This window comes from Brevundimonas sp. GW821-FHT02A10, assembly GCF_059422025.1.
Genome location: NZ_JBWKWC010000002.1, coordinates 307,092 through 318,684 on the forward strand (window position 1 = coordinate 307,092; position 11,593 = coordinate 318,684).

At 68.2% G+C, this 11,593-nt stretch carries 12 protein-coding genes; all 12 read right to left on the minus strand.

The features are described 5' to 3' along the window. The gene (locus tag AC07U0_RS07925) at positions 1-633 is read right to left on the minus strand and encodes a hypothetical protein (RefSeq protein WP_494719487.1); all 633 of its coding nucleotides are present in this window, start codon (positions 631-633) and stop codon (positions 1-3) included. Positions 634-708: 75 nt separating this feature from the next. After that, entirely contained in the window at positions 709-1,929 is a 1,221-nt protein-coding gene (locus AC07U0_RS07930; protein WP_494719488.1) for an acyltransferase family protein, read from the minus strand. Between the two features lie 114 nt (positions 1,930-2,043). After that, positions 2,044-3,984 (minus strand): ATP-dependent zinc metalloprotease FtsH, encoded by a 1,941-nt coding sequence (gene ftsH, locus AC07U0_RS07935; RefSeq protein ID WP_494719489.1) that lies wholly within the window; start codon positions 3,982-3,984, stop codon positions 2,044-2,046. Between the two features lie 28 nt (positions 3,985-4,012). Next, positions 4,013-5,350 (minus strand): tRNA lysidine(34) synthetase TilS, encoded by a 1,338-nt coding sequence (gene tilS / locus AC07U0_RS07940; RefSeq protein ID WP_494719490.1) that lies wholly within the window; start codon positions 5,348-5,350, stop codon positions 4,013-4,015. A 5-nt stretch (positions 5,351-5,355) separates the two neighbouring features. After that, positions 5,356-6,198 (minus strand): tol-pal system YbgF family protein, encoded by an 843-nt coding sequence (locus tag AC07U0_RS07945; RefSeq protein ID WP_494719491.1) that lies wholly within the window; start codon positions 6,196-6,198, stop codon positions 5,356-5,358. 114 nt (positions 6,199-6,312) lie between these two features. Beyond that, positions 6,313-6,867 carry a peptidoglycan-associated lipoprotein Pal gene (gene pal / locus AC07U0_RS07950; protein ID WP_494719492.1) on the minus strand — a complete coding sequence of 185 codons (555 nt, stop codon included), beginning with the start codon at positions 6,865-6,867 and terminating at the stop codon, positions 6,313-6,315. 166 nt (positions 6,868-7,033) lie between these two features. Continuing rightward, on the minus strand, positions 7,034-8,407 hold the full coding sequence (gene tolB, locus AC07U0_RS07955; protein ID WP_494719493.1) for a Tol-Pal system beta propeller repeat protein TolB: 1,374 nt from the start codon (positions 8,405-8,407) through the stop codon (positions 7,034-7,036). A 115-nt stretch (positions 8,408-8,522) separates the two neighbouring features. Beyond that, positions 8,523-9,347 carry a cell envelope integrity protein TolA gene (gene tolA, locus AC07U0_RS07960; RefSeq protein ID WP_494719494.1) on the minus strand — a complete coding sequence of 275 codons (825 nt, stop codon included), beginning with the start codon at positions 9,345-9,347 and terminating at the stop codon, positions 8,523-8,525. A 1-nt stretch (position 9,348) separates the two neighbouring features. Next, entirely contained in the window at positions 9,349-9,807 is a 459-nt protein-coding gene (tolR, locus tag AC07U0_RS07965; RefSeq protein ID WP_492948727.1) for a protein TolR, read from the minus strand. A gap of 1 nt (position 9,808) precedes the next feature. Next, positions 9,809-10,579, minus strand: coding sequence for a protein TolQ (gene tolQ, locus AC07U0_RS07970; RefSeq protein ID WP_494719495.1), 771 nt, complete (start codon positions 10,577-10,579; stop codon positions 9,809-9,811). A gap of 169 nt (positions 10,580-10,748) precedes the next feature. Then, entirely contained in the window at positions 10,749-11,195 is a 447-nt protein-coding gene (gene ybgC / locus AC07U0_RS07975; RefSeq protein WP_494719496.1) for a tol-pal system-associated acyl-CoA thioesterase, read from the minus strand. Beyond that, entirely contained in the window at positions 11,192-11,572 is a 381-nt protein-coding gene (locus AC07U0_RS07980) for a hypothetical protein (protein ID WP_494719497.1), read from the minus strand. The genes ybgC and AC07U0_RS07980 overlap by 4 nt, the downstream gene beginning before the upstream one ends. Positions 11,573-11,593 lie beyond the last annotated feature (21 nt).

The window sequence follows — 11,593 nt, forward strand, 5'->3', positions numbered from 1 at the left end:
TCAGGCGGCTTTGCGCGCATTGAGGGCGCCGCGCAGCATGACCCAGCCGGGCAGAGCGAACAGCAGGAACAGGGCGACCGTGCAGATACCGAGATAGATCGGAGCCTGACGCACCGTCAGACCCAGCGCCACCGCTGTCAGCCAGCCGCCGATGGAGACCGCCAGCATCCACGGCGTCCGCTTCAGGGTAAAGGCGACAAACCAGGCCGCAGACTGCAGGGCGAAGATCACCGCCGCATAGTAGAGCCACACCGCGAAGTCGTGATCGCGCGCGGACCCGACGCCGAAGACGATGATGATCGCCAGATTGGCCATGCCAGTGGCGCTGAAGGCCGCGTTCAGGGTGCGGGTGACCATCGGACCCGGCTTGGGGATCTTGCGGTCCTCGAGGATCGCCCAGGTCAGGACGACGAAGAAGGCTACCGGCACCGCGACGACAACAGCGAGATTGGCGAGGTCCGGCCAGCGGATCCAGCCGGCGATCTGACCGATGTGGAACAGGCACTGGGCGCCGTAGAGCAAGCCCCCCGCCAGATAGGCGACGCCCAGCGTCAGATGCCCGCCCGGCCCTCCGCCCGTCACCACGGAACGCAGGAAGGCGAGATCGGCTTCGGGCGTAGACTTGTCTGACATGAGGGCGATTCCTGATGCGGCCGGCGCCTCCATCGGATGGACGCGCCGGCCGGGGTTGGCAAGTTCTTGAGCCGCCTATTCGGCGGGCGCCAGTTCGGCGTCGGGCTTGCGCCGCCAGGGCACGCGCCGTCCGTTCAGCCAGCGCCCCATGAAGCTGTGGCGGATCAGCAGCTCGTAGCTGGCGAGGCTGACGGCGATGACGCCCGCGACCACGACCGTCAGCTTGATCGGCCAGGGCGCGGCCCAGTCCTGGATCAGCACCTGTCCGGCCATGACCAGCGGCAGATGGACGATGTAGACCCAGTAGGAGGCGTCGGCGAGGTAACGCCTCAGGGCGCTGTGGCCGGAGAAAAACTTCAGCGCCAGCCCCACCGCAGCAAAGGCCGAGGCGAAGGTGGCGACGCCGAGCGCCGCCGCGGCCATGGCCTTGGTCGCCGGATCGGTGACCGGGACGATGGACGGCGCGGGACCACCGGCCAGCATGAGCAGGGTCGCGCCCGCTCCGACCGCGAGGCCGAGGTTGACCGGCGCCCAGCCCTGTAGCTTCGCCAGCAGATCCCGACGACGGTCCAGCAGGAAGCCGAAACCGAAGACCGTGCCGAAGCCGACCGAGGCGGACAGGTTCGGAACCAGTCCGCGATCGGGCGTCGGGATGCCGAAGAAGGGGACCCAGTTCGGCTCGAACCACAGGGCGACCGCCAGAGGCGCGGCGAGGAGAACCGCGCCCCAGGGCGTGGCCAGTCCGCTCATCAACCCGTCGACCGTCCGCCCCCAGCCGCTGTCGCGGTCCAGCATCGCGAAGGGCGCGCGCAGGATCAGGACGGCGACATAGAGCAGCATCAACACCCACAGGAACCAGAGATGGGTCAGGGGGATGGTCAGCCAGGTGTAGGTCGGCGGCGGAGGCGGGGGGCCCATCGGAGCGCCGGCGGCCTGACGGATCGCATTCCAGATCAGCACGGCGATGATCGCCGCCATCACCGGGGTCCAGAAGACGCCCAGCGGCCCGCCGATGCGGATGAAGCGGTCCTTGAGGAAGCCGCCCACGCCGCGTCGCCCCAGCATCAGATGGGCGAACAGGCCGGCCAGCAGGAAGAAGGTCGCCATCCGGAAGATGTGGATGGCGAAGAACAGCACCCCGGCCCCGACCGACTGCTGATCGTCACTGACGATCCAGATCGGCGCCGGAATGAAGGACATGGAGGCGTGGAGCACCACGCCCAGAAGCAGGGCTCCGCCCCGCAACGCATCGAGGCCATGCAGGCGCTCGGATCGATCGATTTCGGATGCCGACATGGCGACCCCTCCCGTTTCGGACGAGGTCGTATCTCATAGACTTGTTTATAATGCAAACATGTCCATCAGAAAGAACCCGCCGAGGCTGGAGCCATCGACGGGTTCTGGAAGGCTTTAGTGGACGGTAGGGACGTCGACCGTGACGCCGTCGGCGACCGGAGTGACCGGCACGGAGACGGAGGGGCCGGAGTTGGGGAAGTTGTTCTCGTCGCGGTTCGGCGCGGCGCCCTTCTCCAGCAGGTCCTTGATCTCCTGACCCGACAGGGTCTCGTACTCGAGCAGGGCCTGGGCCAGCTTCTCCAGATCTTCGGCCTTGTCGGTCAGGATCTGGCGAGCCTCGTCCCAGCCTTCGGTGACCAGACGCTTGACCTCGGAATCGATGATCCGGGCGGTCTCTTCACTGATGTTCTGGCTGCGCGCGACGGAGTGGCCGAGGAAGACCTCCTGCTCGTTCTCGCCATAGGCCACGGTGCCCAGGATGTCCGAGAAGCCCCACTGGGTGACCATGCGGCGGGCCAGCTTGGTCGCCTGGGTGATGTCGGAGGAGGCGCCGGAGGTGATGTTTTCCTTGCCGAAGATGATCTCCTCGGCGACGCGGCCGCCGGCCATGATGGCGATGCGATCGACCATCTGCTGGTACTTCATCGAATAGCGGTCGCCTTCCGGCAGCTGCATGACCATGCCCAAGGCCTGGCCGCGCGGGACGATGGTCGCCTTGTGCACCGGGTCGGCCATCTTGACGTTCATGGCCACGATGGCGTGGCCGCCCTCGTGATAGGCGGTCAGGCGCTTTTCTTCCTCGTTCATGGCCATGGATTTGCGCTCGGCGCCCATCATGACCTTGTCCTTGGCGTCCTCGAAGTCACGGTGGGTGACCATGCGACGGTCCTTGCGGGCGGCCATCAGGGCGGCTTCGTTGACCAGATTGGCCAGGTCGGCGCCGGAGAAGCCCGGGGTGCCGCGCGCCAGGGTCTTGACGTTGACGTCGGCGGCCAGCGGCACGTCCTTCATGTGGACGCGCAGGATCTTCTCGCGACCGTTCACATCGGGATTGGGCACCACGACCTGACGGTCGAAACGGCCGGGACGCAGCAGGGCCGGATCCAGAACGTCGGGACGGTTGGTCGCGGCGATCAGGATGATGCCCTCATTGGCCTCGAAGCCGTCCATCTCGACGAGCAGCTGGTTCAGGGTCTGCTCGCGCTCGTCATTGCCGCCGCCCAGACCGGCGCCGCGGTGACGACCGACCGCGTCGATCTCGTCGATGAAGATGATGCAGGGGGCGTTCTTCTTGGCCTGTTCGAACATGTCGCGCACGCGGCTGGCGCCGACACCGACGAACATCTCGACGAAGTCCGAGCCGGAGATGGAGAAGAAGGGCACGCCCGCCTCGCCCGCGACGGCGCGGGCCAGCAGGGTCTTGCCCGTACCGGGAGGGCCCACCAGAAGGGCGCCCTTGGGAATCTTGCCGCCCAGACGCTGGAACTTGCCTGGATCCTTCAAGAAGTCGACGACCTCCTGCAGTTCTTCCTTGGCCTCGTCCACACCGGCGACGTCGTCGAAGGTCTTGCGGCCCTTGTGCTCGGTCAGCAGCTTGGCCTTGGACTTGCCGAAGCCCATGGCGCCGCGCGCCCCGCCCTGCATCTGGCGCATAAAGAAGACCCAGACGCCGACCAGCAGCAGGATGGGCAGGATGCCGATCAGCAGGGCCTGCCACCACGACTGGCGGGTGGTCTTGACGTCGACCTGGGCGCCCGACTCGCGGATCGCCTCGATCAGCGCCTCGTTCTGCGGCAGGGTGGTGGCGATGAAACGGGAGCCGTTCTGGAACTCGCCGTTGATCTGATCGCCCTTGACCACGACCGCCTTGACGTTCTTGGCCCCGACCTCGTTCACCAGCTTGGAATAGGTGATCATCTCCGGCCGGCTCGCGGCGGCGGCGGCCGGGCCGCCCTTGGCCGCGGCGAGTGGACCGCCGCTCTGGCTCAGGGCGGCGTATCCCGCCACAAGCGCCAGCAGGATCAAGCCCCAGATCGCCAGGTTACGCAGGTTCATTGTCGTTCTCGGTCCTTCGGCAAGGCGATCAGCCTAAGCCGCGATGGTGGTCTTTGTGTGAAAATAGGTCAGCGGGCGGCGTTTCGCCATGGATCGTTCGAAAGAGGTCGGCCTCCTGCGTCGTTTCGCCCGACATCGTCCCGAGGAACAACGCCAGACGGCGCGCCGACAGGGCCCGGACCTCGGCCTTGCGCCATGCCAGAACCAGACCAGCGCCATCGTCCCGGATCAGCACGGGCAGGGCTCCCCGCGCCCAGGACGGAACGCCTGCCACGACGGTCCGATCGGCGTCGGACAGCCCATTCAGTCGCCCTGCCGCGGCCGTGACCGTCCAGCCGGCCTCTGCGATCACGATCTCGTATCGCCCGTCCCAGACAGCGGCCCGCCCCGGCGTCAGGAGCGCATCGTCCGACGCCCGGCGACGGAACTCTCCCGGCTCGCGACCGACAAGGATCTTGTCGCCGTGCGCCTCGATACGAGCCCCGGCCAGGCTCGCGTCGAAGTCCTCTCCTGACTGCAGGCGCACGATCAGGCGCTCAAGCCTGTCACGGTGAGGCGGGGCAGACGTCCCGGAGGCGGACAGAAGGGCGGCGGCCAGAACCGTCGGCCCAATTCCTCTCCAGACCTGAAACCCCTCTCCTAGCGGAAGAGGGAGAGGCCTGGCGCGGCAGGCGACGGGAGGGTGAGCGGTTCCGCCGTCGGAGGTCCCCTCCCCGGCCGCCAGCGCCTGCCTCGCCCGGCTGCGCCCGAACCGCGCATCGGCATTGGCCGGATCCTCGATCCAGATCAGCCCCCTGCCCCGCAGCAAGTCCCGCAGAGCCTCGCGACGCTCACCGAGCAGCGGCCGAAGCAGCATCAGGCTACGCCCCTCGGGCCAGACCGGCGACGGCGACCATTCGCGCAGCCGCCCCAGCGTCGAGCCGCCCGCCTCGACCGGACGCGAGCGCATCCAGTCGCTCTCAAGGATATCGTCGGCGGTATGGGCCAGAAGGATGACCCTGGCGCCCGCCGCCCGCGCCGCCTCGGCGATCAGCCGATGCCGCGCCGACCGCGCCGCCGCCGTCAGGCCGGTCACGGGCTTGCCGCCCTCCCAGCGCCGTTCGATCCAGTCGACGCCGCGACGCGCACAGGCTTCGGCGCAGAACCGGCTCCAGTCGCGGCTGTCAGGGTTCAGGCCGTGATCGACCGTAACGGCCACAAGGCGCCGGCCGCTGCGCTCCGCCCAGTCGGCGGCGATCTCCAGCAGGGCAAGGGAATCCCCGCCGCCCGAAAGGCCCAGCACGATGGGAGGCTCCACCTCACCCATCAGCCGGGCGTCGAGCCGGGTCTCGACCCGCGCCGCCAGACCTGGGTCCGGCGCGGCCACGGCGGTCAGGTGCAGCGGGCCTGGGTGCGGATCTGACCGGCGATGGTCTTCAGCTGGGCCGAAGCCGCGGCGGCATAGCGCCGGTTGAACTCGCCGAGCGCCGCACAGGCCTGTGGATTGCGGTTGGTCGACGCCAGGGCGCGGGCCAGTTTCAGCGTCGTCTCGCCGGCCCAGGGCGTCGTCGGCCAGCCGTTCAGGGCGCCGGCATAGGCCTGAACCGCGCCGTTCATGTCGTCGCCGGCGCGGCGCAGGTCGCCGAGGCGATAGCCGGCCTCGGCCGACTGGGGCGTGGACGGCCAGTTGGTGATCAGCACCTCATAGGCCTGACCTTGCGCGGCCGCATCGGTCAGGGCGCGGGCGGCGGCCAGATCGCCGGCGGCGTTGCCGGTCGGCGACCGCCCGGCCTGTTCGGCCTCGGCGGCGGCGGCGGCAGCGGCGGCGGCCCGGTCCTCGATCGCCTTGATGCGAGCGTCGCTGGCGTTCAACCGGGTGCGCAGGGCGGCGTTGTCCCGTGTCGCCTCGTCCAGCTTGAAGGCCGTTTGTTCGCCGTCACGGGTCAGCCGCTGGAGGCTGGCCTCCAGATCCTGCAGACGGCGGTCCATTTCTCCAACCTGCCCCTGCAGGGCGACGACCTCGGGATCGGGCTCGACCAGAACGGGCTGGCCGACGGCGTTCCTCTGGGTCACGGCGCGCTCGAGGCGGCGCACATTGCGGTCCAGAGTGTCGAGACGGCGATTGTCCCATTCGACGGGCGCCAGGGGCTGGACCTGGGATACGGCGACGCCGCCGCCCACGATGCACAGACCCGTGGCGGCGAGCAGAAGATTGCGATGGAAGGGCTTCATCATGGCTCTAGTGGTTTCACCGTTTCGGGGCCTTCGCAAGGCCGGGCCGGGGCGTCCCGGAACGAAAAGGGGCGCCCGCGTCGCGAGCGCCCCCGATGTCGTCACATCCTCAGGGGATTACATCCCGCCGGAGACGATCGCGGTATGGCCGTTGCGGTTGCGGGCCCAAGATTCCTCGCTCGAACCTTGAGCAATCGGACGCTCCTTGCCGAAGCTGATGGTGTCGATGCGGCCGGCAGGCACGCCGCGCTGCACGAGGTAGTTGCGCACCGATTCCGCACGGCGGGCGCCGAGGGCCAAGTTGTACTCGCGGGTGCCGCGTTCGTCGGCGTTGCCTTCGATCCGGACGGTGATCTGCGGATAGCGCAGCAGCCACTGGGCCTGGGCGTCCAGACGCGGATAGGCCTCGGTCGAGACCTGATAGGAATCGAGGTCGAAATAGACGCGATCGCCGACGTTGACGACGAAGTCCTGTTCCGAACCCGGGCGGGCGGCGCCGGTGTTCGAGCCGCCGATGTTGCCGGTTCCCGTGCCCGGATAGATCGGGTTGCTCGGGCCCGTCGGCTGGTTCGGGACAGCCGTTTCGACAGGACGCTTCGGCGTACAGGCGGCCATCGAGGCCATCACGAGGCCGACGGCGGTCAGCTTGATCAGGTTGGTCATGGTCGTCATCGCGGGTCGTCTCCTTGGTTTTGCCCTCGGACGCCGGATCGGCGCTTCAAGCTCTGCCTTTAGCGGGGCAGGTGGCGAAATGGTGGCGCTTCTGGTTCGGGTAACGCACTGTTGAGGGGTTCGGCTCCGCCCGTGAACTGATTTCACCTGACGGAGGTGTCCGAACCTAGGACGGGCAGCTGTCCGGACCTTGGCTGCGACCGAGGTTCACGGGAGCCGCGTCCAGCAGCGGCGACCAGGCGGGGTCGGAGCCCCGGCCCTGATAGCCCGACTGGGCGATCACCCGGCCCGAAAGGTCGACCATCCACAGATTGGTGTTCCCGCCCCGCGTCTGGCGCGAGAACATGATGTAGCGGCCGTTCGGGGCCCAGGACGGGCCTTCCTCGAAATAGCTGGACGACAGGCTGCGCTCGCCCGAGCCGTCCGTCCCCATGACACCGATCGAGAACCGGCCGCCCGACGACTTGGTGAAGGCGATCAGGTCGCCGCGCGGGCTCCAGGACGGGGCCGTATAGCTGCCGCCGCCGCGCGAAATCGGCCGCTGGCCCGAGCCGTCAGCGTTCATGATGTAGAGGCGCGGCGTGCCCGACCGGTCCGAGTTGAACACGATCTGGCGCGCGTCCGGGCTGAAGGACGGCGAGGTGTCGATGCCCGGATCCGAGGTCAGGCGGCTGAGCTGACGGCTGCGCAGATCCATCACATAGACGTCGGTATTGCCGCCCCGGATGATCGAGAAGGCCACCTTGGACCCGTCGGGCGAATAGCGCGGCGCGAGAGCCTGACCGTCGAACTCGCCGAGGCTTTCGCGGCGGCCGGTCGACAGATTGTAGAGGTAGATGCGGCTGTAGTCCTTGCCCAGCGCCATATAGGTGATCTCGTCCGGGTTGGACGAGAAGCGCGGCGTCAGGATGATCTCCTCGCCCCCGGTCAGGAAGACGGGATTGTAGCCGTCCTGATCGACGATCGCGAGCCGCGACAGGCGGTTCAGCTCGGTGCCGCTCTCGGCGACATAGATGATGCGGGTGTCGAAGAAGCCGCTCTCGCCGGTCATGCGCTGATAGACGACGTCGGCGATCTTGTGCGCGACCCGACGCCACTGCTCGGGCGTGGCGGTGAAGTTGTAGCTGACCAGCTGGCACTGCCGGTACGGATCGTACAGGCGGAAGCCGTAGTCGTTGCGGTTGTCCGGACGCGGCGTCACAGATCCGTAGAGCACCGCCTGGGCGCCGATCTGGGTCCACTGCGGGAAGTTGGGCGCATTGTTCAGCGTCAGCCCGGTCTCGATGAAGCTGCGCGGATTGATCGCCTCGAAATAGCCGGAGCGGGTCAGGTCGCCGGTCAAAACGCCGGAGACTTCCGAACCATTGGGGCCGCTGAACGGCGCGATGGCGATCTGGAAGGGTTTCAGAACGCCCTCGTCGACGACGACGTCCTGGGTCGGGGCGGCGGCGGGGCCCTGGCCGGGAACCTGGGCCTGAACCAGCATCGGGGCCGACATCGCCACTGCGGCGACGGTGACCAGAAGAGTTTTCAGACGCATGGACGGCTCCCTCGTTTACCTTGCGGCGCGCCTGATCTAGCGCAACCGTCGCCCCCACGGCCAGCTTGCCCGGGAATAGGGCGACCGTTTGGCGAAGCTTGAACCGCCCGACAGCTCAGAGGTTGCGGCATTGGCGCGCGGTCTCGAACCGGAACGGAATTTCCTGGGGCGTGAAGCCCGCCGGCACGTCGAACGGAGACGTCGCCCTCAAGGCCTGCAGCAGGCTGTCGGAGGCCGCCCGCCACGCCGGATCGTTACGAGCGCCCTCGACGACCGGCGTACCCTGGATACGGCCCGTCGCGTCAAGCCGGACCCGCACCCGGATCACGATCTCGTCGCCGCCCGGCAGGTCGCAGACGACCCGCACATTCCAGTTCGGCGTGATCTGACGCGCCAAAGCGCTGAGCTGCGGTCCCGACGCCTGGGGCGCCGCACCCGTCCCTTGCTGCCCCGTCGAGGGCCGGCCGGGATTGTTGTTGGGGCGGCGCGGCCCCTGCTGCAGGGCGCCGAGGTCCAGTGCGGGCTCGTTGCGACGCGGTGTCGCAGCGGGGGGCGTGTTGCGGGGCGGCGTCGGCCGCGCGGGGGCCGGCGGCGTCGGACGGGTCGGTGTGGGGCGCGGCGTCGGGGCTGGCGGCGTGACCTTGGGCGGAATACGCGGCGTCGGCGGCGCGGGCGTCGGCGGCGGCGTCGGAGCGGGCGTGGGCGCCGGCGGTGCTTCCACGGCTTCGGTCGGAGCGCTGGCGCCGTCCTCGGTGATCAGTTCCTCGGACGGATTGTCGGCAGGCGCGGCCTCAATGACCTCCGAAGACAGGATCGACACCGGCACTGACGACGGCATCGGCACGGGCAGGTCTTTCTTCGGCCAACTCACGAAGGCGAGCGCCAGCACGCCGACATGCAGCGCAATCGATCCCAGAATGGCGGGGCTCGGTCTGTTCACGTCAGCCTTCGGAATCCGGCGCCGTGTCGGTGATCAGGTTCAGCTTGGTGAAGCCCGAGGCGGACAGACGCGCCATCACCCGCGCGACCGCCTGATAGGGCGCCCGGCCGTCGGCGCGCACGAAGATCGGTTTTTCGTCCTTTTTGGCGTCGCCCACGGCGTCGGCGACACGCGCCGTCAGCTGGTCGTATTCGGTCGGAGTCTTGTCGAGGAAGATCGCCCCGTTCTGGTCGATCGACAGGGTGATTGGCGTATTGTCCGTCGGCACGGCGCTGGCCTCGGTCTTGGGCAGCTCGACCGGCACCCCGACCGTCAGCAGGGGCGCCGAGATCATGAAGATGATCAGCAGCACCAGCATGACGTCGACCAGAGGCGTGACGTTGATTTCGCTCAGCGGCCGCTTCTTGGCGCGGCGGCGTCCGCGCACGTGGCCCTGTCCGGCCCCTCCGCCCATGGCCATGTCAGTCGGCCCGGCGGATGGAGAATTCGGACGGCGGCGGGGCCGGCGGCGGCGGGGCGCTCGGCACGCCCAGACGGCGGGCCACGGCGGCCTGCAGATCGTCGGCGAAGCTCTCCAGACGGCCCGAGAACTTGCCCGCGTCGATCGAGAATTTGTTGTAGGCGATATAGGCCGGGATGGCCGCCGCCAGACCGACGGCCGTGGCGAACAGGGCTTCCGAAATGGCCGGGGCCACCGTCGTCAGATTGGTATTGCCCGCCGAGGCGATGCGCCCGAAGGCGTTCATGATGCCCCAGACCGTGCCGAACAGGCCGATGAAAGGCGAGGCCGTGGCGACCACCGACAGCACGCCCAGACCGTTTTCGACGCGCTGGCCCTCGCGGGCGATGATCGAATCCAGCGACCGGTCGATACGGCTGATCAGCAGATTGCCCTGCTGTTCCGTCAGGGCGCCGCGCGCGCGGGTCTCGCGCCAGTCGGCCAGGGCCGTGACCAGCATGCGCGGCAGGGCGTGGTTCGGCTGGGGTCCGGCTTCGGCCGCGACGTCCTCCAGCGATCGGCCGGAACTGAGCGCCTTCTCAAAGGTGTCGGCCTGGCTGTTCAGGGCGGTGAAGCGGAAGCCCTTGTCGATGATGATAGCCCAGGACCAGACCGAGGCCCCGGCGAGACCCAGCATCACGAGCTTCACGACCCAGTCGGCGGTCATGAACAGGGTGACGGGGTTCAACATTCCGGCGTCAGCGGCGGCAGTTGCGGCGGCGGGGACTGTCATCGTCGGGCGGGTCCTTGGAGGCAATGGCGTCCGGCCTATCGTGCGGGCCGGCGTGACCATAGTGTGGCGCTTGTCCGGCTCTAGCGGCCAGACGTGACAAGGTCACTAACGCTCCCCTCACCGGTGCGTGAGCATGGCTTCCATATATCCGCGCAGGAAAGTGGCCGGATCAGCTCTTCAGCCAGGGCGTAACGCTGTCGACGAGAGCCTTGGTCGGCCGCCGTGGCCGTCCGTCCAGATGGATGCAGACGGCCGTCACCTCGGCCCGGCACAGCACCTCCCCGTCCCGTTCTACGCTCTGGGAGATGATCAGCCGGGGCCCCTTCACCGCATCATAGGTGGTGCGCACCACCAGGGCGTCGTCGATCCGCGCGGGCTTCAGATATTTGATGTTCATCTCGGCGACGACGAATGCCATGGGCTCCGCGTCATCCAGCAGTTCAGCATGGCCCTTGGCCGTCAGCCGCATGAAGTCCGACCGCCCACGCTCGAAATAGCGGACATAGTTGGCGTGATAGACCAGACCGGTGAAGTCGGTGTCCTCGTAATAGACCCGGACCGGCAGCAGATGGTCCCGGCCCTCGAAGCGGCCTGCGGTAGGGGCGTCGGGGCTCATGGCGTCGGTCCGGGCGGTGAGGGAGCGGCAGGAAACTGCGGACAGTCCTGGCTCACCATCTGCTGGAATTCGCCCTTCAACGGGTCGTCACTGAGCAGCAGGCGGTTCGGGCGCGAGACGAAGCCAGTCGCGGGCGCCGCACGATCCGCCGCCAGATAGCCGCAGACGACCCGTCCGTTTCCGGCCTCGATCAGCCGGATTTCGGCGCGGGGCCCCAGTTGTTCGCGCGCCTGACGCAACACCCGCTCGGAGGACGGTTCCTGGGCGAAGCCGGGCCGGGCGCCCTGCGAAATCGCCCACAGGCTCAGCGCGCCGAGCGCGATGACCACGACGCCCAGACCTCCGATCACCTTCTGAACCGACAGCTTGCGCGTCATTCGCCCTCCAACCCCGCCAGA

What these genes read in the sequence shown, in the direction of transcription:
- AC07U0_RS07980 (WP_494719497.1), bottom strand. Translation starts at nt 11,572, where the DNA reads ATGACGCGCAAGCTGTCGGTTCAGAAGGTGATCGGAGGTCTGGGCGTC.
- pal (WP_494719492.1), bottom strand. Translation starts at nt 6,867, where the DNA reads ATGACGACCATGACCAACCTGATCAAGCTGACCGCCGTCGGCCTCGTG.
- ftsH (WP_494719489.1), bottom strand. Translation starts at nt 3,984, where the DNA reads ATGAACCTGCGTAACCTGGCGATCTGGGGCTTGATCCTGCTGGCGCTT.
- ybgC (WP_494719496.1), bottom strand. Translation starts at nt 11,195, where the DNA reads ATGAGCCCCGACGCCCCTACCGCAGGCCGCTTCGAGGGCCGGGACCAT.
- AC07U0_RS07925 (WP_494719487.1), bottom strand. Translation starts at nt 633, where the DNA reads ATGTCAGACAAGTCTACGCCCGAAGCCGATCTCGCCTTCCTGCGTTCC.
- AC07U0_RS07930 (WP_494719488.1), bottom strand. Translation starts at nt 1,929, where the DNA reads ATGTCGGCATCCGAAATCGATCGATCCGAGCGCCTGCATGGCCTCGAT.
- tolQ (WP_494719495.1), bottom strand. Translation starts at nt 10,579, where the DNA reads ATGACAGTCCCCGCCGCCGCAACTGCCGCCGCTGACGCCGGAATGTTG.
- tolR (WP_492948727.1), bottom strand. Translation starts at nt 9,807, where the DNA reads ATGGCCATGGGCGGAGGGGCCGGACAGGGCCACGTGCGCGGACGCCGC.
- AC07U0_RS07945 (WP_494719491.1), bottom strand. Translation starts at nt 6,198, where the DNA reads ATGATGAAGCCCTTCCATCGCAATCTTCTGCTCGCCGCCACGGGTCTG.
- tolB (WP_494719493.1), bottom strand. Translation starts at nt 8,407, where the DNA reads ATGCGTCTGAAAACTCTTCTGGTCACCGTCGCCGCAGTGGCGATGTCG.